This window comes from Streptomyces sp. NPDC007901 (genome assembly GCF_042959465.1).
Classification (GTDB): Bacteria; Actinomycetota; Actinomycetes; order Streptomycetales; family Streptomycetaceae; genus Streptomyces.
In genome coordinates this window covers 489,222-508,954 of the sequence record NZ_JBIBKW010000007.1, presented here as the reverse complement: position 1 = coordinate 508,954, position 19,733 = coordinate 489,222, and the positions used below count along the sequence as shown (strand labels likewise).

Annotated in this window: 21 protein-coding genes; 8 read left to right on the top strand and 13 right to left on the bottom strand. The window is 71.8% G+C overall.

From position 1 onward, the window contains the following. The first annotated feature begins 55 nt into the window (after positions 1-55). Genes pstC through pstB form a run of 3 tightly spaced genes read left to right on the top strand, consistent with a single transcriptional unit; the run spans position 56 to position 2,924 of the window. A complete protein-coding gene (gene pstC / locus ACFZDK_RS25425) occupies positions 56-1,066 on the top strand; it encodes a phosphate ABC transporter permease subunit PstC (protein ID WP_390975859.1) in 1,011 nt (336 codons plus the stop codon). Then, positions 1,063-2,109 carry a phosphate ABC transporter permease PstA gene (gene pstA / locus ACFZDK_RS25420; protein ID WP_390975858.1) on the top strand — a complete coding sequence of 349 codons (1,047 nt, stop codon included), beginning with the start codon at positions 1,063-1,065 and terminating at the stop codon, positions 2,107-2,109. The genes pstC and pstA overlap by 4 nt, the downstream gene beginning before the upstream one ends. 38 nt (positions 2,110-2,147) lie before the next feature. Then, positions 2,148-2,924, top strand: coding sequence for a phosphate ABC transporter ATP-binding protein PstB (gene pstB, locus ACFZDK_RS25415; protein WP_390975857.1), 777 nt, complete (start codon positions 2,148-2,150; stop codon positions 2,922-2,924). Between the two features lie 246 nt (positions 2,925-3,170). Here pstB and ACFZDK_RS25410 read toward each other — a convergent pair whose 3' ends face one another. Beyond that, positions 3,171-4,169, bottom strand: coding sequence for an inorganic phosphate transporter (locus ACFZDK_RS25410; protein ID WP_390975856.1), 999 nt, complete (start codon positions 4,167-4,169; stop codon positions 3,171-3,173). Positions 4,170-4,176: 7 nt separating this feature from the next. Then, entirely contained in the window at positions 4,177-4,797 is a 621-nt protein-coding gene (locus tag ACFZDK_RS25405; protein WP_123975966.1) for a DUF47 domain-containing protein, read from the bottom strand. Positions 4,798-4,994: 197 nt separating this feature from the next. Between ACFZDK_RS25405 and ACFZDK_RS25400 the strand changes: the two genes are divergently transcribed. Beyond that, positions 4,995-5,333 carry a metal-sensitive transcriptional regulator gene (locus ACFZDK_RS25400; RefSeq protein WP_365695108.1) on the top strand — a complete coding sequence of 113 codons (339 nt, stop codon included), beginning with the start codon at positions 4,995-4,997 and terminating at the stop codon, positions 5,331-5,333. A gap of 3 nt (positions 5,334-5,336) precedes the next feature. On the opposite strand, the gene ACFZDK_RS25395 is transcribed toward ACFZDK_RS25400, so the two are convergent. The 10 genes from ACFZDK_RS25395 to ACFZDK_RS25350 form a co-directional block, all read right to left on the bottom strand. Beyond that, entirely contained in the window at positions 5,337-5,504 is a 168-nt protein-coding gene (locus ACFZDK_RS25395) for a hypothetical protein (protein WP_390975855.1), read from the bottom strand. Positions 5,505-5,608: 104 nt separating this feature from the next. Continuing rightward, on the bottom strand, positions 5,609-6,463 hold the full coding sequence (locus ACFZDK_RS25390; RefSeq protein ID WP_390975854.1) for a hypothetical protein: 855 nt from the start codon (positions 6,461-6,463) through the stop codon (positions 5,609-5,611). 486 nt (positions 6,464-6,949) lie between these two features. After that, complete coding sequence (locus ACFZDK_RS25385; RefSeq protein WP_390975853.1) at positions 6,950-7,366, bottom strand: NUDIX domain-containing protein; 417 nt, start codon at positions 7,364-7,366, stop codon at positions 6,950-6,952. Beyond that, on the bottom strand, positions 7,363-8,391 hold the full coding sequence (locus tag ACFZDK_RS25380) for a CHAD domain-containing protein (protein ID WP_390975852.1): 1,029 nt from the start codon (positions 8,389-8,391) through the stop codon (positions 7,363-7,365). Before ACFZDK_RS25380 ends, ACFZDK_RS25385 begins: the two co-directional genes overlap by 4 nt. Further along, positions 8,372-10,729: an RNA degradosome polyphosphate kinase gene (locus tag ACFZDK_RS25375; RefSeq protein WP_390975850.1), complete on the bottom strand. Its 2,358-nt coding sequence runs from the start codon at positions 10,727-10,729 to the stop codon at positions 8,372-8,374. The genes ACFZDK_RS25380 and ACFZDK_RS25375 overlap by 20 nt, the downstream gene beginning before the upstream one ends. A 196-nt stretch (positions 10,730-10,925) precedes the next feature. Further along, positions 10,926-11,705 carry a hypothetical protein gene (locus tag ACFZDK_RS25370; RefSeq protein WP_390975849.1) on the bottom strand — a complete coding sequence of 260 codons (780 nt, stop codon included), beginning with the start codon at positions 11,703-11,705 and terminating at the stop codon, positions 10,926-10,928. Next, positions 11,702-12,574, bottom strand: a complete 873-nt coding sequence (locus tag ACFZDK_RS25365; protein WP_390975848.1) for a hypothetical protein — start codon at positions 12,572-12,574, stop codon at positions 11,702-11,704. Before ACFZDK_RS25365 ends, ACFZDK_RS25370 begins: the two co-directional genes overlap by 4 nt. Next, positions 12,571-13,485, bottom strand: a complete 915-nt coding sequence (locus tag ACFZDK_RS25360; RefSeq protein ID WP_390975847.1) for an ABC transporter permease — start codon at positions 13,483-13,485, stop codon at positions 12,571-12,573. Before ACFZDK_RS25360 ends, ACFZDK_RS25365 begins: the two co-directional genes overlap by 4 nt. Next, the gene (locus ACFZDK_RS25355) at positions 13,482-14,360 is read right to left on the bottom strand and encodes an ATP-binding cassette domain-containing protein (RefSeq protein ID WP_390975846.1); all 879 of its coding nucleotides are present in this window, start codon (positions 14,358-14,360) and stop codon (positions 13,482-13,484) included. Before ACFZDK_RS25355 ends, ACFZDK_RS25360 begins: the two co-directional genes overlap by 4 nt. Next, on the bottom strand, positions 14,360-14,746 hold the full coding sequence (locus ACFZDK_RS25350; RefSeq protein WP_359207851.1) for a GntR family transcriptional regulator: 387 nt from the start codon (positions 14,744-14,746) through the stop codon (positions 14,360-14,362). The genes ACFZDK_RS25355 and ACFZDK_RS25350 overlap by 1 nt, the downstream gene beginning before the upstream one ends. Before the next feature lie 111 nt (positions 14,747-14,857). Here ACFZDK_RS25350 and ACFZDK_RS25345 point away from each other — a divergent pair, with 111 nt between their 5' ends. From ACFZDK_RS25345 to ACFZDK_RS25330, 4 genes are read left to right on the top strand one after another with little or no spacing between them, the layout of a single operon-like run. Next, complete coding sequence (locus ACFZDK_RS25345; RefSeq protein ID WP_355724359.1) at positions 14,858-15,400, top strand: RNA polymerase sigma factor; 543 nt, start codon at positions 14,858-14,860, stop codon at positions 15,398-15,400. Then, the gene (locus ACFZDK_RS25340; RefSeq protein WP_390975845.1) at positions 15,397-16,230 is read left to right on the top strand and encodes a zf-HC2 domain-containing protein; all 834 of its coding nucleotides are present in this window, start codon (positions 15,397-15,399) and stop codon (positions 16,228-16,230) included. The genes ACFZDK_RS25345 and ACFZDK_RS25340 overlap by 4 nt, the downstream gene beginning before the upstream one ends. Positions 16,231-16,258: 28 nt before the next feature. Continuing rightward, positions 16,259-17,122, top strand: coding sequence for an ATP-binding cassette domain-containing protein (locus ACFZDK_RS25335; RefSeq protein WP_390975844.1), 864 nt, complete (start codon positions 16,259-16,261; stop codon positions 17,120-17,122). Beyond that, positions 17,119-18,663 (top strand): ABC transporter permease, encoded by a 1,545-nt coding sequence (locus tag ACFZDK_RS25330; RefSeq protein ID WP_390975843.1) that lies wholly within the window; start codon positions 17,119-17,121, stop codon positions 18,661-18,663. Before ACFZDK_RS25335 ends, ACFZDK_RS25330 begins: the two co-directional genes overlap by 4 nt. A gap of 29 nt (positions 18,664-18,692) precedes the next feature. Here the strand turns inward: ACFZDK_RS25330 and mshD are convergent, their stop codons facing one another. Continuing rightward, positions 18,693-19,622 carry a mycothiol synthase gene (gene mshD / locus ACFZDK_RS25325; RefSeq protein WP_390975842.1) on the bottom strand — a complete coding sequence of 310 codons (930 nt, stop codon included), beginning with the start codon at positions 19,620-19,622 and terminating at the stop codon, positions 18,693-18,695. Positions 19,623-19,733: the final 111 nt, after the last annotated feature.

Genomic DNA, 19,733 nt, shown 5'->3' with positions numbered 1-19,733 from the left:
GGTGTACGGCTCCTCCGAGCCGCCCCCCAGGCGACTCCGCAGACCGGAGAACCCGATGGACATATCGACGCAGACAACAGACGCATCCCCCCCGACGCCCCCACAGCCCTCCGCGGCCGAGCAGAAGCGCAACGCCCGCGGCGCCACCCGGGCCGGTGACCGGATCTTCCTCGGTCTCTCCCGCGGTTCCGGCATCCTGCTGCTGGTGATCATGGCCGCGATCGCGGTCTTCCTCACCTACCGGGCCGCCCTCGCGATCAACCGCGACCACGGCAACTTCCTCACCACCTTCGAGTGGAACACCAACCTCATCCCGCCGACCTTCGGCATCGCGGTCCTCGCCTTCGGCACGGTCGTCTCCTCGATCATCGCCATGGCCATCGCGGTCCCGATCGCCGTCGCGATCGCGCTCTTCATCACGCACTACGCGCCCCGCCGCCTGGCCGGCCCCGTCGCGTTCGTGATCGACCTGCTCGCCGCCGTGCCGTCCATCGTGTACGGCCTCTGGGGCGCGCTGATCCTCGTGCCGCACATGACCGGCCTGTTCGGCTGGCTGAACGACTACTTCGGCTGGACCGGGATCTTCTCCTGGGACGGCGGCGCCCCGCGCACGATCCTGACCGTCTCGATCCTGCTCGCGATCATGATCCTGCCGATCATCACCAACGTGAGCCGCGAGGTCTTCCGCCAGGTCCCGCAGATGCACGAAGAGGCCGCCCTGGCCCTCGGCGCCACCCGCTGGGAGGTCATCCGCATGTCGGTGCTGCCCTTCGGGCGCTCCGGCGTGATCTCCGCCTCGATGCTCGGCCTCGGCCGCGCGCTCGGCGAGACGATGGCCGTCGCCACCGTGCTCTCCCCGGACTTCGACATCCACGCCAGCCTGCTCAACCCGGGCGGCGGCACCTTCGCCCAGAACATCGCCAGCAAGTTCGGCGAGGCGACCTCGGACGGCCGTGACGCGCTCATCGCCTCCGGTCTGGTCCTCTTCGTCATCACCCTGCTGGTCAACGGCGCGGCCCGCATCATCATCCAGCGCCGCGCAGAGTACTCGGGGGCCAACGCATGAGCACCGCAGCAGCCAGCACCCTGCGTGGTGCCACCCTCCCCAAGTGGTCCTCCTACGCCATCATCGCCGCGGCCATCGTGCTCGGCGTGGCCATCGGCCTGGTCGGCGGCCTGGACAGCAAGGTCCAGTGGGGCCTGATCGCCGGCCTCCTCTACGTCCTCGGCACCTATGCCGTCGCCGCCCGCGTCGAGGGCCGCCGACAGGCCAAGGACCGGGTCGCGACCTCCCTGGTCTGGGTCGCCTTCGTCATCGCCGTGGTCCCGCTGGTCTCCCTGATCTGGGTGACCGTCTCGCGCGGTGTGAAGGTCCTGGACCCCTACTTCCTCTCCCACTCCATGGGTGTCGTCGCCAACGCCGACACCGGCGGTGGCGCCTACGCGGCCATCATCGGCTCGCTGGAGCAGGTCGGTCTCGCCACCCTGATCGGCGCCCCGATCGGCATCCTCACCGCGGTCTACCTCGTCGAGTACGGGCGCGGTCGCCTCTCGAAGGCCGTCACCTTCTTCGTGGACGTGATGACCGGTATCCCGTCGATCGTCGCGGGTCTGTTCATCCTCAGCCTCATGCTGATCTTCGACATGCAGCCCTTCGGCTTCGCCGGATCGCTGGCCCTGGCCATCCTGATGATGCCGGTGGTCGTGCGCTCCACCGAGGAGATGCTCAAGCTCGTCCCGAACGAACTGCGCGAGGCGTCCCTGGCGCTCGGCGTGCCCAAGTGGCGCACCATCCTGAAGGTGGTCCTGCCGACCTCCATCGGCGGTATCACGACCGGTGTCATGCTGGCCATCGCCCGTATCGCGGGCGAGACCGCGCCGGTGCTGCTGCTGGTGTTCGGCAACCCGTTCATCAACAACAACCCCTTCGAGGGTGCGCAGTCGTCGCTGCCGCTGTTCATCTACCAGCAGTACGCGGACAGCGCCGGTGCCAACGCGGCCTACGACCGTGCCTGGGCGGCCTCGCTCACGCTGATCGCCTTCGTGATGATCCTGAACCTGGTGGCCCGCGGCATCGCCCGCTGGAAGGCCCCCAAGACCGGTCGCTGACCGGCCGACAGCGACCGACTCCTGGAAGTGAAGAAGTAATGTCCAAGCGAATCGACGTAAGCGGGCTCTCCGCCTTCTACGGATCCCACAAGGCCATCGAAGACATCTCGATGAACATCGAGCCGCGCACCGTCACGGCGTTCATCGGCCCCTCCGGCTGCGGCAAGTCGACGTTCCTGCGCACGCTGAACCGTATGCACGAGGTCACCTCCGGCGGCCGTGTCGAGGGCAAGGTCCTCCTCGACGACGAGAACCTCTACGGCGCCAACATCGACCCGGTGGCGGTGCGCCGCGAGATCGGCATGGTGTTCCAGCGTCCGAACCCCTTCCCCACGATGTCGATCTTCGACAACGTGGCCGCGGGCCTGAAGCTGAACGGCAACTACAAGAAGAGCGAACTCACCGAGATCGTCGAGAAGTCGCTCAAGGGCGCGAACCTCTGGAACGAGGTCAAGGACCGCCTGAACAAGCCGGGCTCCGGTCTGTCCGGTGGCCAGCAGCAGCGTCTGTGCATCGCCCGCGCCATCGCGGTCGAGCCGAAGGTGCTGCTCATGGACGAGCCCTGCTCCGCCCTCGACCCGATCTCCACCCTCGCCATCGAGGACCTGATCGGTGAGCTGAAGGAGCGCTTCACGATCGTCATCGTGACGCACAACATGCAGCAGGCGGCGCGTGTCTCCGACCGCACGGCGTTCTTCAACCTCGCCGCCGTCGGCCAGCCCGGCCGGCTGATCGAGATCGACGACACGGAGCGCATCTTCTCCAACCCGTCGGTCCAGGCGACCGAGGACTACATCTCCGGCCGCTTCGGCTAGGCCGGCACCGAACCCCTCGCGGTGCTGCATGGCGGTGCCACCGCGAGGATGCAAAAGGGCCCGCCCCTGGCTCCCGGGGGCGGGCCCGTCCTTTTGCCCTCAGCGGGCGGGGGTGCCGCCGCAGGGGGCGGGTGGCGCGGTCCGGCGGCGGCTGCGGGTGTGTGGGGGCTGGTCGCGCAGTTCTTCCCCCAGCCTTCGGCCGGGGGTACCCCCAGCGCCCCTGACGGGCGCCGCTGTCCTCGGCCTCTAGAGGAACGCCAGGTCCACGATTCCGAAGGCCGCTGCTGCCACCAGGGCCGCCGCGGGCATCGTGATGAACCAGCCCATGACGATGTTCTTGGCCACGCCCCAGCGGACCGCGTTCACGCGCTTCGTCGCGCCGACGCCCATGATGGCCGAGGTGATGACGTGGGTCGTGGAGACCGGTGCCTTGAAGAGGTACGCCGTGGTGAACATGATCGACGCACCGGTCGCCTCGGCCGCGAAGCCCTGCGGGGGGTCCAGTTCGATGATCTTGCGGCCGAGGGTGCGCATGATGCGCCAGCCGCCCGCGTAGGTGCCGAGGGAGAGCATCACGGCACAGATGATCTTGACCCAGACCGGGATCGGGTCGCCGTAGGTCTCATGGCCGGAAATCACCAGTGCCATGACGACCACACCCATCGTCTTCTGGGCGTCCTGGAGACCGTGGCCGAGGGCCATGCCGGCCGCGGAGACGGTCTGGGCGATCCGGAAGCCGCGCTTCGCCTTGTGCGGGTTGGAGCGGCGGAAGATCCACATGATGGCCGTCATGACCAGGTAGCCGAGGACCAGACCGACCACCGGCGACAGGAACATCGGGATGATGACCTTGTCGACGACACCGTGCCAGATGACCTCCGTGCCACCGGCCAGGGCGGCGCCGACCAGGCCGCCGAACAGCGCGTGGGAGGAGGACGAGGGCAGGCCGAAGTACCAGGTGACGAGGTTCCAGACGATCGCTCCGACCAGCGCCGCGAAGAGGATGCCCAGGCCCTTGGAGCCCTCGGGCGTCTCGATCAGGCCCTCGCTGACGGTCTTGGCGACCCCGGTGCCGAAGAACGCGCCGGCCAGGTTCATCACCGCGGCCATGGCGAGCGCCGCCCGCGGGGTCAGCGCGCGCGTCGAGACCGAGGTGGCGATCGCGTTCGCGGAGTCGTGGAAACCGTTCGTATACGTGAAGAAGAGCGCGACCAGGATGGTCACGACGAGCGCGAAGGTGTCCATCGACGGCTCAGGACTCCTTGACGGCGATGGTCTCCACCGTGTTCGCCACGTGCTCGAACGCGTCCGCCGCCTCTTCCAGGACGTCCACGATCTGCTTGAGCTTCAGCACCTCGATCGCGTCGTACTTGCCGTTGAAGAGGTGGGCGAGAAGCTTGCGGTGGATCTGGTCGGCCTGGTTCTCCAGCCGGTTGACCTCGATCCAGTACTCGGTGAGGTTGTCCATCGTGCGCAGGTTGGGCATCGCCTCGGCCGTCAGGTCCGCGGCGCGGGCCAGCACCTCGATCTGCTGTTCGACGCCCTTCGGCAGTTCCTCGACGTTGTAGAGGACGACCAGGTCGACGGCCTCCTCCATGAAGTCCATGATGTCGTCGAGGGAGGACGCGAGGGAGTAGATGTCCTCGCGGTCGAACGGCGTGATGAACGAGGAGTTCAGCTGGTGGAAGATCGCGTGCGTGGCGTCGTCACCCGCGTGTTCCGCTGCCCGCATACGCTCTGCGATCTCGGCCCGGGCAGACGCGTCCGCCCCGAGCAGTTCCATCAGGAGTTTCGAGCCCGTGACGATGTTGTCCGCGGAAGCGGCGAACATGTCGTAGAAGCTCGTCTCCCTGGGGGTCAGACGAAAGCGCACTTGGGGTCCTCGGTATGCATGGGTTTCGGTCAGGCTGATGCTAAGCGCATCATCCGGCCACGGCTAATGGGCCGCCCTCCAGTTTCGCCCATCGGGCAAGTTGATCAGCACGGGGGCGTCCCGAGGGCCCTATACCCAGCAAAGTTCGTTACCATATACCCACCAGGGGTATATGTCTCGACGATACGGAGGACGCGATGACGACCACCGAGGCCGACGCCACCACGCCCTCCGGAAACGGAGCGCCGGCGACCACGCACGGCTACCACAAGCAGAAGGACGAGCACCTCAAGCGACTGCGCCGGATCGAGGGCCAGATCCGCGGTCTGCAGCGCATGGTGGACGAGGACACCTACTGCATCGACATACTCACCCAGGTCTCCGCCTCCACCAAGGCCCTGCAGTCCTTCGCCCTGCAGCTCCTGGAGGAGCACCTTCGGCACTGCGTCGCCGACGCGGCCGTCAAGGGCGGGGACGAGATCGACGCGAAGGTGGAAGAGGCCACGAAGGCGATCGGCCGCCTGCTGCGGACCTGAGGCCTATCCCGCCTCGCGCTCCTCCGCCACTCTCAGCACCTCGTCGATGCTCTCCAGGCTGAGCCGGTCCTCGGCGGCCGAGGCCGCGATGATCAGTTCTCCGCACAGCTCGATCTCGGCGAGGGCCACGTGGTCCTGAACTGCCGTACCGCCGACCGGAGCCACGCGCATCACCTCTTCTCTGCCGTCACCGACTTCCTAGAGTAGGCAGCGGTCTACACAACGCGCATGGCACGGACGGGCTAGTTCACAGGTTGTACAGAGCCGGTCCCGGACTAGTGCGCTGGCTGGTTTTCGGCGATCCGGCCCGCGTAGATGTCCTGGGGACGCGGCAACTCTACGGCCACGGGAGTGCCGAAGTCGTACAGCAGGGTCGTCGACGCGACCGCCACGGTGCCCTGCCGGCTGTCGTTGACGAAGCTGAACCGCTCGCGCAGCTTGCGGATACGGCCCTGGTCGTCGAGGTAGGCGTCGAACGGGACCTCGGCCGTGGCGAACCCTTTCGCCGCGGCGGCCAGCGAGGCCCGGTGGCCGGCGGAGGCCGAGCGGGCGGCGGCCGCGAGGTCGGCGGTGCCCCGGTAGTGCCGGACCTCGGTGCCGGCGAGCTCGGTCCTCCCCACGTAGGTCGCCGTGCGGGTGCCGCGCAGCAGTTCGGCCGCCGCGTACGGGTCGGTGGCGCCGCCGGTGACCAGGTTGCCGTCGGAGAGGGCGGCGGTGTCCACGCGGACCCATTTGTCGGCGGGCACCCCGGCGCCCCGGTTCTTCATGAACAGCGCGCCCGGCGCGAGGAGTTCGGTGATCGGGCGGTGCTCGGGGGTGCCGGCGGGGTCCTGCGGGAGCACGACCGTGAGCTTGCCGAGCTGCTTGTCGTAGTCGTAGACGCCCTTGCCGCGGATGGTGACCCGGGTGCCGCCGGTGGCCATCTCCATCGAGGTGGTCGCCTTGGAGGTGCGGGTGCTCCGCAGGGTGTCCGCCGCACGCGTCAGGAGGGTGACCGTCTGGTCGCCGGGGTCGCCGCCGGCGCCCTCCGCCGTGGCGCCGCCGCAGCCGGTGGCGCCCGCGCCGAGTCCGATCACGAGTCCCACGGTGACGGCCGTCTTTCCAGCGCGCCTGTGCTGCCGCCGATCCATCGCCTGCCTACCCCCGGTACGTCCGTCACGGGCCCCCTGTCGTTCCGCTTAACGAGGGGTGGGTGGGGCCGTCACGCATACCGGCCCTTTACCGCGGGTCGGTAACGTTGTCAGCGTGGCGCAGGAGGACGGTCCCGAGCGGGCCCTGCAGGGGGCGGAACACAACGCGGGAACGGTGGAGCAGGGGCGGTTCTGTTTCGCCCGGTGCACGTGCGGGTGGCGGGGGCCGGCACGGCGGGCGAGAAGCCTGGCGCGTACGGATGCGGAGGGGCATGTGACCGGAGGCTGAGTCCGGTCGGCCGGTGGGTGGGTGCGGGCCCGGTGGGGGCTCGTCGCGCCCCACGCGGCGGTAGCCGCATATCAGATGCAGCCCCGCGCCGGTTGTGGTGTGCCGTGGGTCGCGCCCGCGCGGCGGTAGCCGCAGATCGATACAGTCCCGCGCCCCTGACGGGGCGCTACGGCCCTGCGTCCCTCAGAAGGCAGTCCTCATGGAGCGTTGTGCAGGGACGTCAGCAGCTCGTCCACCAACTCGGCGTCTCTCGGCTGGGTCAGGCGCTGCCGGGCCTCCGCCGGGCGGAGCCACAGGATCCTGTCGACCTCGTGGTTCGGGGTGAAGTGGCCCTCTGTTGCCTCGGCGGCCCAGTAACGGACTTCTTTGGGGCGGCCGTTGGCGTAGTAGAGGGCGGTGGAGAGCTCGTTGCCGAGGAGGGCGGTGCAGCCGGTCTCCTCGTGGACCTCGCGCAGGGCGCCGGTCACCGCGTCCTCGTCGCGCTTGAGTTTGCCCTTCGGGTGGGACCAGTCGTCGTACTTGGGACGGTGGACGAGGCAGACCTCGAGGTTGCCGTCGACCGGTGAGCGGCGCCACAGGACGCAGCCCGCCGCCAGTACCGGGGTGTCGTTCACACGGCCTCCAGCGGCTGCTTCTGCCAGGCCTGCTGGAAGGCGAAGCGGGCCGCCTCGACCTCGTGCCGCTGGTCGGCGTGGAGGACGCCGAGGGCGTAGGCGGTCGCCGGGGCGATGCGGGGGGTGCGGGCCGCGGACGCGGCGGCGGCCGCCGCCTCGGAGGCGTCGCGGTGCCGGTTCAGGGACTGGCCGGCCGCGAGCAGCCGTACGTCCACGGGGGCGTCCTCGCCGGCCAGCAGCACCTCGCGGGCGTAGCGGTGCAGCCGCAGCAGCAGGCGGACCTGGTGCCAGGGGCCGTCCTGGGGATGCGGGGAGGGGTCCGGGGAGAGGCCGTGGACCAGGGCCTCGGCGTTGTAGGGGTGGCCCGCGGTGACCAGGGGGAGGGCCGCGATGGCGTCGGTGAGGCGCTCCTCGGCCGCAGCGGCCGACGGGCGCAGGTCGGTGCCGGGGGCCGCCGCCGTCAGCGGGACCTCGCTGGCCAGCACCGCGACCTTGTCGGCGACCGCGTGGAAGCGGGAGGAGCCGAGGGCCTGCAGGGCCGTGGAGTGGGCGCGGGTGCGGGCCAGGGTGAGCTGGCGGTCCAGGAGGGCGCCTGCCTTGGCCGCGCCCACCGTGAGGTTGCCGCGCTCGGCCGCCGCGCCCTCCGAAGTGGCCTGGCTGGGCAGGGCCGTGGAGCCGGAGAGGCGGTGCAGTGCCAGCAACAGGCGCTCCAGCCGGGCCTCGTAGGCGTGTTCGAGGCCCAAGGTGCCGGAGAGCCAGGCCAGTTCGGGGCGGATCTCCTCCGACCAGTCGGTCTCCAGCAGGGGACGGAAGGTGTGCAGGCTGCCGCTGATGCGCCGGGCCGAACGGCGCAGTGCGCGGGCCGCGTCGACGGACTCCTCCGCCGTGCTCGCCGTCCCGGTCTCCCGGTGCAGGCGCAGCGCGCGGAGGAACTCCGTGGCCTGGGCGCGCAGGTAGCCCGCGAGGGCGTCCCCGGTCACGTCCCGGGCCGTCGGGTCCGTCGGTTCAAGGTGTTGCTGTGCCACGCCGGCGCCTCCGGGCGTCTATGAGCGTCTCCTGGATGTTGCGCAGGGGCTGTCCGTCGGCGTCGGTCGCGTGCCGGGTCCATTCGCCGTCCGGGCCCAGGTGCCAGGAGGAGGTGGAGTCGGACATGCCGTTTTCGAGGAACCGGTTGAGCGCGGCCCGGTGGGCCGGGTCGGTGACCCGGACCAGCGCCTCTATCCGGCGGTCGAGGTTGCGGTGCATCATGTCGGCGCTGCCGATCCACACCTCGGGCTCGCCGCCGTTGCCGAAGGCGAAGACCCGGGAGTGTTCCAGGAAGCGGCCGAGGACCGAGCGGACCCGGACGTTCTCCGACAGGCCGGTGACGCCCGGGCGGATGGCGCAGATGCCGCGCACCCAGATGTCGACCGGTACGCCCGCCATGGACGCGCGGTACAGCGCGTCGATGATCGCCTCGTCGACCATCGAGTTGACCTTGATGCGGACGAACGCGGGGCGTCCGGCCTTGTGGTGCTGTACTTCCTTGTTGATCCGCGCGATCAGTCCGTCGCGCAGCGACTTGGGGGCCACCAGCAGGCGGCGGTACGTCTCCCGGCGGGAGTAGCCGGAGAGGCGGTTGAACAGGTCGGACAGGTCGGCGCCCACCTGCGGGTCGGCGGTGAGCAGACCGAGGTCCTCGTACAGGCGCGCGGTCTTCGGGTGGTAGTTGCCGGTGCCGACGTGGCTGTAGCGGCGGAGTGTCTCGCCCTCCTGGCGGACCACCAGGGACAGCTTGCAGTGGGTCTTCAGGCCGACCAGGCCGTAGACGACGTGGCAGCCGGCCTCTTCCAGGCGCTTGGCCCACTTGATGTTGGCGTGCTCGTCGAAGCGGGCCTTGATCTCGACCAGGACGAGGACCTGCTTGCCGGCCTCGGCGGCGTCGATGAGCGCGTTGACGATCGGGGAGTCGCCGGAGGTCCGGTACAGGGTCTGCTTGATCGCGAGGACGTCCGGATCCTCGGCGGCCTGCTCGATGAAGGCCTGCACCGAGGTGGAGAAGCTGTCGTACGGGTGGTGCAGCAGCACGTCACGCTCGCGCAGGGCCGCGAAGATGTCGGGCGCGGAGGCGGACTCCACCTCGGCGAGGTCGCGGTGGGTGCCCGCGATGAACTTGCGGTACTTCAGCTCCGGCCGGTCCAGGCCGGCGATGCGGAACAGGCCGGTCAGGTCGAGCGGGCCGGGCAGCGGGTAGACCTCGGCCTCGGAGACCTTCAGCTCGCGGACCAGCAGGTCGAGGACCTCGCGGTCGATGGACTCCTCGACCTCCAGGCGCACCGGCGGCCCGAAGCGGCGCCGCATGAGCTCCTTCTCCAGGGCCTTGAGCAGGTTCTCCGCGTCGTCCTCCTCGACCTCCAGGTCCTCGTTCCGGGTGAGGCGGAAGGCGTGGTGCTCCACGACCTCCATGCCCGGGAACAGCTCCTCCAGGTGGGCGCCGATGACGTCCTCGATGGGGACGTACCGGCCCGGGGAGCTCTCCAGGAAGCGGGACAGCGACGGCGGCACCTTGACCCGGGCGAAGTGCTTGTGGCCGCTGACCGGGTTGCGGACGACCACGGCCAGGTTCAGGGAGAGGCCCGAGATGTACGGGAAGGGGTGCGCCGGGTCGACCGCCAGCGGGGTCAGGACCGGGAAGATCTGGTGCCGGAAGAGGGTGAAGAGCCGCGCCTGTTCCTTCTCGGTCAGCTCGGCCCAGCGGACCAGGTGGACGCCCTCCTCCGCGAGCGCGGGGGCGACGTCCTCGTGGTAGCAGGCGGCGTGCCGGGCCATCAGCTCACGGGAGCGGGCCCAGATCATCTCCAGCACCTCGCGCGGCTGCAGCCCGGAGGCGGAGCGCGTGGCCACACCGGTGGCGATACGGCGCTTCAGCCCTGCCACCCGGACCATGAAGAACTCGTCGAGGTTGCTCGCGAAGATCGCCAGGAAGTTCGCCCGCTCCAGCAGGGGGGTGTTCGGGTCCTCGGCGAGCTCCAGCACCCGCTCGTTGAACGCGAGCCAGCTGCGCTCCCGGTCGAGGAAGCGCCCCTGGGGCAGCTGGGCCCCGTCGGCCTGCGACTCCTCGTAGGCGTCGAGGTCGGCATCGATGTCGGGTTCCAGGTCGGACACCGCCGCGGCGACCGTGTGCGGACGGTGCGCGGCTATGGAGCCCACGGAGGGCTGGGCGTGCTGAACCTCGGCTGCCTGGGTGTTCTGCTGACTCATGACCCCATTCTTCCGCGCCCGGGGCGTGACAGGCGCGTCGGAACGCGCGGGTGGGAGCTGGACGACCCCGTTTCCCGCGAACCCCTGAGGGGGAGGCGAAGGCTCTGGCACGGCGGGCTTCATTGGCTGAGCGTCGCAAGCCCGTCTGAACCAATGGTTACGAAGACATGGCGTGCGGGATAGCGGGGAGAGGCTCGCGGACGTCTGTGATCAGCCCGTGGCGGCCTTGGGGATCACGAAAGCGACGTTCCTGTACGACCTTCCCACGGATCCCGTCCGTCCTTGCGCCGACGGGGGGACGCCCGGGTCAGACGGTCCCTCAGCGGGCCTGCCGGCGCAAGAGGGAGAACGCGCCGGCGACGGCCGCCGCGGCAAGGACGAGCACCATCGCGGTGGCGCTGAGATGAACGGCCCAGAAGCCGTGCAGCGGGCCGCGCAGCGGCTTCCACGCCTCGCGCAGATACAGCCGTACGACGAGGGTCGCGGCGGCGGCGACGGCCAGCGCCGGCAGGGTGCGGCGCAGGGCGATCCCGGCGAGGGCGCCGACGGCGAGGCCGAGCAGCAGCAGGGCGGGCAGCAGCGGGCCGTGCGGGATGAAGACGCGGTCCCAGGTCCAGTCGCTGACCAGCGACTCCCGGTCGGCACTCCACACCCAGCCGAAGACCAGCGCCAGCAGTCCGCCCCCGGCGGCCAGCGGCAGGGCGGCCGCGGTCAGCTTCCCGGCCAGCCAGCGCGCCGGGGAGACGGACTGGGTCCAGGCCAGCTTGGCGGTGCCGGACTCCAGCTCCCGGCCGACCAGCGCACCGCCCGCCCAGGCGGCGACGGCGACGCAGGAGTAGGTGAGGACGTCGCCGAGGAAGTTGAAGACGTTGTTGGCGTCGGTGAGCGCCGAGTAGCCGCAGCTGGGGAGGTTGTCCTCGGTGGAGTAGGAGAAGCCCTGGCAGGCCCGCTCGGCCGGCAGCTCCGAGAGGTGCAGCCAGAGCAGCCAGCCGGTCACCAGCAGCACGAACGCGGCCCACACGAGCAGGGCGGGGCGGTGCAGCCGGCTCAGGGAGCGGCGGGCCGAGGCCGCCGGTGGCGCGGTGGTGGTCGCGGTCATGCGGGGGACTCCGTGCGGTGCTTGAGGAGACGGAAGGAGAGGAGGACGGCGAGGGCGGCGACGGTGAGGACGATCGCGGTCTCGGTGAGGTGGAGGGGCCAGTAGTGGGAGGCGGGGTGGTAGGTGGCGAAGTAGCCGTGGGCGGTCCGGCCCCCGGTCACCTCCCAGGCGCCGTCGGGGAGGTCGAAGGAGCGGGGCGCGGTGCGGTGCAGCGTGGGCCACAGCTGTCCGCGGTAGTACGTCAGCACGGCGTTGAGCAGCCACATCGTGCCGGTCGCGACCGCGAGCGAGGGCAGGGTGCGGCGCAGCAGCAGTGCGGTGAGGGTGCCGACGGCGAGCGCGCAGAGGCCGTACGCCACCACCAGCGGGCCGCGGGCCACGAACGCGTAGGCGTCGAACCAGTACTCGCCGACCAGGTCCGGGTCGGCGGCCCAGGTCCGGCGGAACACCAGCGTCAGGGCCGTGCCGCCGGCGGTGACCGCCAGGGCGGGCAGCGCGAGCTTGGCGGTCAGCCAGCGGGCCGGGGAGACGCCCTGGGTCCACGCCAACTCGGCGGTGCCCGACTCCAGTTCACGGCCGATCAGGGCGCCGCCCGTGAAGGCGGCGACGGCCAGGAAGCCGTAGCAGGACAGGGTGCCGGCCCAGGACAGCTGGAGGTCGAAGGAGTCGAACAGGGACACCGGGCCGCAGACGTCCGTGACGCAGGCCCGGGCCTCCGCCGCGCGCGCCCGGTCCGCGACCACCTCGGTCAGCAGGACCAGCCAGCCGCACAGCGCCGCCACGAACACGGTCCAGGTCAGCAGGGCGGGCCGGTGCAGTCGCAGCACCGTCCGCGGCAGCCCGCCCCGGGGCGCGGTGAGGGCGCTCATCGGGCGGCCGCCTTTCCGGTCAGGCGGCGCAGGGTCAGGAAGCAGGCGAGGGTCAGCAGGGCCGCTATGGCGAGGAGGAGGGCGGTGGTGGTGAGCTGGAGCGGCCAGTAGTCGGCATATGTGTGGTATGTGACATAGTACCGGGTCCGGTCCGTACTCCGGCCCTCCGCCAGCTCCCAGGTCCCCGACGGCGCCCCGGTGGCGTACGACCACCAGCGGGTGGCGGCCGGCCACAGCCGGGGCAGCAGCAGCTGGACCGTCCCCCAGATCGCGGCGGTCAGCAGCAGGCCCAGGCCCAGTGCGGGCAGGGTGCGTCGCAGCAGCAGCCCGGCCAGCGCGCCCGCGGCGAGTCCGGTGAGGGCGAGGGCGACGAGGGTGGGGCCGTTGGTGTGGAAGGTCCAGATGTCGTACCAGGTCTTGGCGCTGTCGATCCGGCCGCGGCCCGCGGCCCAGGCCAGGTGGTGCAGCCAGACCAGCAGGCCGGTGCCCACGGTGACCAGTGCCGCCGGGGCCGCCAGCCGTACGGTCAGCCAGCGGACCGGGGTGCTCGACTGGGCCCAGGCCAGCTGGGCCGTGCCCGACTCCAGCTCCTTGCCGAGGAGCGCGCCGCCCGCCCAGGCGGCCGCCAGGAAGGGCACGGCGACGAGGGCGAGGGTGCCGTAGTCGTACCAGTCCTTGTAGCGCAGGATCGCGCTCTGGTCGTAGCCGCAGTGCGTGCCGTACTCGCAGTCGCGGAACTGGCGCCAGCCCTCGGCCGCGCCGTCGACCAGCGGCCCGTGCAGGAGGAGCAGCACGGTCGCGGTGGCGAGGACGAGGAGCGTCCAGGCGTACAGGGCCGGTCGGTGCAGGCGCAGCAGTACGCGGGTCAGGCGCGGCCGGCCGGCCGGTGCGGTGGGGGTCGCGGTGGTCATACGGCGGCCTCGGCGGCGCTCAGGGCCGGGGCGGCGGGGTTGCGGAGGTGGGCGAGGACCAGTTCCTCCAGGGAGGGCGCGGTGGTGTGCCAGTCGCCGGGGAGCGGGCCCGCCGGGCGGATCAGGGCGCTGAGCTGACGGCCGGTGGCGCGGGACTCCACGACGGTGTGCGGGGCGAGGTCGGCGTCGGCGTCGGCGCCGACCCGGGTGTGGGCGGCGAGCAGCTCGTCGATCTCGCCGGCCAGCCGGACCCGGCCGCCGCCGATCAGCAGCAGATGGTCGCAGGACTCCTCCAGTTCGGCGACCACGTGCGAGGACATCGCGATGGTGGTGCCGTGCTGGGCCGCCTGCACCATCAGCGTGCCCATCAGCTCGTGCCGGGCCAGCGGGTCCAGGTCGGCCATCGGCTCGTCCAGGAGCAGCAGTTCGGGCCGCTTGCCGAGGGCGAGGGCGAGCGCGACCCGGGTGCGCTGGCCGCCGGAGAGGGCCCGGATCCGGGACTTCGGGTCCAGGTCCCCGCCGGACACGACCTGTTCGGCGGCGGCCGCGTCCCAGCGCCCGGGGTTCAGGTCGGCGCCCATCCGCAGCGTCTCGGCGACCGTGAGCTGCGGGTACAGCGGCTTGTCCTGGGCGACGTAGCCGACCCGGGCGCGGGCCCCGGCCGGGGTGGTGCCGAGGACGGTGAGCTCGCCCTCGGTGGCGCCCAGCAGACCGGCGGCGAGGGCGAGGAGCGTGGACTTGCCCGCCCCGTTGGGGCCGACGACGGCGCACACCCGCCCGGCGGGCAGCCGGAAGGCGCAGTCGCGCAGCGCCCAGCCTCCGCGCCGGCCGAACCGCTTGCCGAGCGCGGACGCCGCTATCGCGGTGTCGGTCATCAGTTGTCTCCCTGAAAGTGCTTCTCGAGTACGGCGGTGAAGAGTGCGGCCACGTCCTCGCGGTCCAGGCCGGCCGCGCGGGCCCGGTCCGCCCAGGCGTCCAGCTCGCCGGGGAGCGGCGACTCGGCGGCCGGGGCGGTGCCGAGCGAGCGCTTCACGAAGGTGCCGAGACCGCGCCGGGCCTCGACCAGGCCCTCGCGCTCCAGCTCCCGGTAGGCCTTGAGGACGGTGTTGGGGTTGATGGCGGTGGCCTCCACCACCTCACGGGCGGTGGGCAGCTTGTCCCCGGGCCGCAGGTGCCCCAGGCGCAGGGCCTGCTTGGTCTGCTGGACGATCTGGACGTAGGTGGCGACGCCGGAGCGCCGGTCGATGCGGTACTCGACCACCCGTACAACCACCCTTTCACTAATTGAGTAGTGAAAGGGTGGTGGAAGGGCCGTCCGAAAGTCAACCCGGGATCCGTGAACCGATCGGCCGGGCTCGTGCGATGAGGAGACGTGAGCGGAACGAGAAGCGACGGAGAGCTGCTGCGGGCCATCGCGGCGGACGCGGACCGGCGCGCCTTCGAGGAGCTGTACCGGCGGTACGCGCCGTGGCTGACCGCGCGGCTGCGCGGCCGGTGCGCGGATCCCGCGGTCGTCGACGACGTCGTACAGGAGACGTTCCTCGCGGTGTGGCGGGGAACCGCCCGGTACCACGAGGACGCCGACGCCGCCGGATGGCTCTGGCGGATCGGGTCGCGGCGGCTCGTCGACGCGCTGCGCGGCGACGGGGCCCGGGGCCGGCTGCGACAGGCGCTGGCCCGGCTGCGGCACCGGGACGAGGCCTCGGCGGAGGAACGCGTGCTCGCGGGGGTGGAGCACGGGGACCTCGCCGGGGCCCTGGTCCGGCTCTCGCCCGAACTGCGGGCGGTGCTGCAGGCGACGGTGATCGACGGGCTGACCACCCGGGAGGCGGCGGTGCTGCTCGGCATCCCGCCGGGGACGGTCAAGACACGCGCGATGCGGGCGCGCAAGCAGCTGCGGGAGGAGTTGGCATGACGGACACCGAAGCTCCGAGGAGCGGCTGGCACGTCGCCGAGGAGGATCTACGGGCGTACGCGCGCGGCGAGCTGGCGGCGCCGCTGCTCTGGTCGGCCGACACCCACGTCGGCTCCTGCGCCGACTGCCGGGCGGTGCTCGCGGCCGTCTCCGACCCGGTCGCGCTGGACGCCGGCTGGGAGCGGCTGGACGCCGAACTGGATGCCCCACGGCCCGGGTTCGGGGAACGCGCGCTGGCCCGTCTCGGTGTCGCCGAGCACACCGCACGGCTGCTCACCGCCACCCCGGTGCTGCGCCGGTCCTGGCTGGCCTCGGTCGCGTTCGTGCTGCTGGCGATGGTTCTCGTGGTCCGCGTGGTGGACGCCCCGGCGCTGTTCCTGGCCCTGGCCCCGCTGCTGCCGCTGGCCGCGGTGGCGGTGTCGTACGGACCGGCCCTCGATCCCACCTACGAGATCGCCGCGGTCGCCCCGACGCACGGCTTCCGGCTGCTGATGATCCGTACGGTGGCCGCGCTGACCGCCTCCCTCGGCCTCAACACCCTGGCCGCGCTGGCCCTGCCGGGCTACGGCCTGCTCTCCTTCGCCTGGCTGCTGCCGGCCCTCGCGCTCACCGCGGCCGGGCTGGCGCTCTCCGCCCGGCTGGGCCCGCTGCTCGGCCCCGGGCTGGTCGGCGGCGCCTGGACGCTGCTGATGGCGGTGGCCGCCATGCACCCCGCCGACACCCCCGCGGCCTTCACGGCGGCCGGGCAGTCGGTGGCCGCGGCACTGGCCGCGCTGGCGACCTTCCTGCTGCACCAGGCCCGTGACCGCTTCGACGCCAAGCCCTACTGACCTTCACCGACCTTTTCTGGAGATCGAGTTGACCACCACTGTCTCCGCCGCCGGTCTCACCGTGCGCTACGGCTCCACCCGGGCCCTGGACGGCGTCTCCCTGCGGCTGACGGACGGCGTGACGGGCCTGCTCGGCCCGAACGGCGCCGGGAAGACCACCCTGCTGAAGGTCCTGGCCACGGCCGTACCGCCCGACTCCGGCGGCTTCACGGTGCGCGGCGAGGACCCCGCGGCCCCCGCCGGCCGGCTGGCCGTCCGCCGCACGCTCGGCTATCTGCCCCAGACCCCCGGCTTCCACCCGGACTTCACGGCCTTCGAGTTCGTCGACTACGTGGCCGTCCTCAAGGAGCTGACCGGCCGCGCCGAACGCCACCGCGAGGTACGCCGGGTCCTGGACCTGGTGGGGCTCGCGGACGTACGCGGCCGGCGCATCAAGCGGCTGTCCGGCGGGATGCGCCAGCGGGTCGCCCTGGCGGCGGCCCTCGTCGGCGACCCCGGCTTCCTGGTCCTGGATGAGCCGACCGTCCATCTTGACCCCGAACAGCGCATGCGGTTCCGGGAGTTGATCGCACAGGCGGGGGAGGGCCGCACGGTTCTCCTCTCCACCCACCAGACGGAGGACGTGGCGATGCTCTGCCACCACGTGATCGTCCTTGCGGGCGGCCGGGTCCGCTTCGAGGGCACCCCCGCCGAGCTGACGGCACAGGCGGACGGCCGGGTGTGGAGCAGTACGGAACGCGCCCCGGGCGCCCGGGCGGGCTGGCGCACCGGCACCGGCGCCTTCCGCAACGTCGGCGACCCGCCGGCCGGCGCCGACCTGCTCGAACCGACCCTGGAGGACGGCTACCTGCTGGTCCTCGACGAGGAGACCACGGAGGTGGCGGCGGCATGACGACGACACTCGTGAAGCCGGAGACGCCGGAGACGCCGGTGGCGCCCGATTCCGGCCGCCGTACCGCGTCCGTGCTGGCCCTCGCGGTCTTCGAGGCCCGCCAACTTGCTTTGCAGATACCGGTGGTGCTGCTCAGCCTGCTCTATCTCGCCTACGTCGGCTACCAGTTGGTCGGCCGGGACGAAGGCATGGACGCCTACCCGGTCCTGCACGACGCCGACCGGGCCACCCAGGGCGGTCCGATGCTGCTCTGTGTCGCTCTGCTGGTGTGCGTGCACCGGGCCGCCCTGCTGAACCGGCGGCGCGGCGTCGAGGAGCAGCTCTCGGTGCTGGTCATGTCGCCGCCGCGGCGCACGCTGGCGCACCTCCTGTCGGTGGTGCCGTTCGCCGCCGGGGTGGCCCTGGTGGTGGGCGTCCAGTTCGGCTGGGCGGCGCTGCGGCCGGGCGCGGTCGGGCACGGCTCGCTCGCCGAACTCGCCGTCGCCCCGCTGACGGCCCTGCTCTCCGGGGCGGTCGGTGTCCTGCTGGCCCGTGTCCTGCCGTACCCGGCGACCCCGGTGCTGTTCGTGGTCGCCCTGGCCGTCGTCGTCACCCTCCTCGGCGGTGTCACGGGCGGCGCGCACGGGGTTCAGTGGCTCTGGCCGACGGTGCAGGAGAACGGCGGCACCCCGGTCCCGGGCGAACTGCTCGGCCGCCCGGCGGGCTGGCACGCGCTGTACCTGGCGGGGCTGGCGGTGCTGGCGGCGAGCGTCGCGGTACTGGTGGCCGGCGGCCGGACGCGCACGCTCCAGGCGGTGGCCGCGGTCGCCCTGGCCGCGACGGTCTTCGGCGTGAACGGCCAGACCCCGGGCACGTCCGCCTCGCTCCAGGCCCAGCGCAAGGCCGAGGCGGACCACCCGGGGAAGTTCCAGACCTGTGTGGAGCGCGACGGCTCCCGCTACTGCGCGTACCCCGACTGGACGGGCTGGACGGCCGACTGGGCGGGCACGGTCCGCCGGGTGCGGGCCGAGGCGGGCGGCGACGCGGCGACGACACGGCTGACCGTCCGCCAGCGCATCGAGGAGATCACCGACCTGACCACGGACGCGACGCTGCCGACGAGTTCGGCCCGCGACACCGTCACGGTCGGCACCCAGTGGGGCGGCAACCGGGTCCCCGAGTTCGCGGTCGGCGTCGCCCGGGTCCTGGTCGCGGGCAGCGAACGCGACGCGGAGTGGATGTGCGACGCCCGGGTGGTGACGACGGTGTGGCTGGCCCTGGCCACCGACCCCACCCCGGCGGACACCTTCCGCCACCTCCGCATCGACGACAGTCTCTCCGGCCCTGCCTCGGTCCTCACCCCGGACGGCGGCAGCATGGGCGTCACCGCCCAGCAGACCCAGGTCGTACGCGAACTCTTCCGGGAACCGCACGACGAGATCGCCGCCCGCGTGAAGTCCCACTGGCCGCAACTGACCTCGGCGGCGACGACCACGGCCGAGGCGGCCCGGCTGCTCGGCGTGAAGGTCCCGAAGGGCGCGGACGACTGCACGGACGCCTGACGCCCCGGTCTCGGGCTGACGCCCCGGACTCAGGTCTCCGTCCGGTACATCAGGTCCGTCTCGTGGGTGACGAATCCGAGCCGCTCGTAGACCGCCACCGCCGCCGTGTTGTCCGCGTCGACATAGAGCATCGCCGTCGGCAGGCCGCGTTCGGCCAGGTGGCGCAGGCCGATCGTGGTCAGGGACTTGCCGAGGCCGCCGCCCTGGGCGGTGGGGGAGACGCCGAGGACGTAGACCTCGCCCAGCCGCTCCTCCTCGTGGACCTTCGTCCAGTGGAAGCCGAGGAGGTCGCCGCCGCGGTCGGCCAGGAAGAAGCCGGCCGCGTCGAACCAGGGCTGGGCCTTGCGGTCGTCGAGGTCGCGCTGGGTGAGGGAGCCCTGTTCGGGGTGGTGGGCGAAGGCGGCCGCGTTCAGGGCGAGCCAGGCCGTGTCGTCCTGGCCGGAGACGAACGTACGGACCGTCACACCCTCCGGCAGCTTCGGGTCCGGCAGGTCCAGGTCCGTCAACGAGCGGCGCATCTGGCGCAGTTCGCGGAACAGGGTGAGGCCGAGCACCTGGGCCAGATGACGGGCCGCCGAGTGCCCGCCGTGCGCCCACACCCGCAGCCGCTTCCCGGACGCGCCCAGCAGCGCGTTGCCCAGCGCCCGGCCGTGGCCGTGGCCCCGGTGGGCCGGGTGGACGACCAGCTCGGCGGCCGGTGCCTCCACCGGGTCGGTGTCCTCCAGCTGGGCGTAGCCCACGAGTTCGTCGCCGACGGTGAGGAGCAGGTGGGAGACGCCCTCCCGGGCGCCCCCGCTCAGCTGGAGCCGGCCCTGCTCGGACACCGGCTGCTGGCCGTCGGTCCGGGCGGCCTCCGCCAGCAGCTCCAGCACGGCCCCGGCCTGGTCCGGGGCGAGCGCGGAGTAGGTGTCGATGGAGCGGGAGTACATGGGCGGCCGTGCGGTGTCGTCGCTGGTCATGCGTACGAGGGTACGGGGCCGCACCGGCAAAGTGGGGGCAAGGGGGAAGGTAAAGGGCAGGGCAATGAGAAACCAGGAATTAACCATGAAACCCCTGTTGCGCTACGCGCG

Coding starts and splice junctions, on each gene's coding strand:
- pstA (WP_390975858.1), top strand. CDS start 1,063: ATGAGCACCGCAGCAGCCAGCACCCTGCGTGGTGCCACCCTCCCCAAG.
- ACFZDK_RS25340 (WP_390975845.1), top strand. CDS start 15,397: ATGACGGACACCGAAGCTCCGAGGAGCGGCTGGCACGTCGCCGAGGAG.
- pstB (WP_390975857.1), top strand. CDS start 2,148: ATGTCCAAGCGAATCGACGTAAGCGGGCTCTCCGCCTTCTACGGATCC.
- ACFZDK_RS25355 (WP_390975846.1), bottom strand. CDS start 14,360: ATGACCGACACCGCGATAGCGGCGTCCGCGCTCGGCAAGCGGTTCGGC.
- ACFZDK_RS25330 (WP_390975843.1), top strand. CDS start 17,119: ATGACGACGACACTCGTGAAGCCGGAGACGCCGGAGACGCCGGTGGCG.
- ACFZDK_RS25400 (WP_365695108.1), top strand. CDS start 4,995: ATGACGACCACCGAGGCCGACGCCACCACGCCCTCCGGAAACGGAGCG.
- mshD (WP_390975842.1), bottom strand. CDS start 19,622: ATGACCAGCGACGACACCGCACGGCCGCCCATGTACTCCCGCTCCATC.
- pstC (WP_390975859.1), top strand. CDS start 56: ATGGACATATCGACGCAGACAACAGACGCATCCCCCCCGACGCCCCCA.
- ACFZDK_RS25360 (WP_390975847.1), bottom strand. CDS start 13,485: ATGACCACCGCGACCCCCACCGCACCGGCCGGCCGGCCGCGCCTGACC.
- ACFZDK_RS25365 (WP_390975848.1), bottom strand. CDS start 12,574: ATGAGCGCCCTCACCGCGCCCCGGGGCGGGCTGCCGCGGACGGTGCTG.
- ACFZDK_RS25370 (WP_390975849.1), bottom strand. CDS start 11,705: ATGACCGCGACCACCACCGCGCCACCGGCGGCCTCGGCCCGCCGCTCC.
- ACFZDK_RS25375 (WP_390975850.1), bottom strand. CDS start 10,729: ATGAAGCCCGCCGTGCCAGAGCCTTCGCCTCCCCCTCAGGGGTTCGCG.
- ACFZDK_RS25410 (WP_390975856.1), bottom strand. CDS start 4,169: ATGGACACCTTCGCGCTCGTCGTGACCATCCTGGTCGCGCTCTTCTTC.
- ACFZDK_RS25395 (WP_390975855.1), bottom strand. CDS start 5,504: ATGCGCGTGGCTCCGGTCGGCGGTACGGCAGTTCAGGACCACGTGGCC.
- ACFZDK_RS25390 (WP_390975854.1), bottom strand. CDS start 6,463: ATGGATCGGCGGCAGCACAGGCGCGCTGGAAAGACGGCCGTCACCGTG.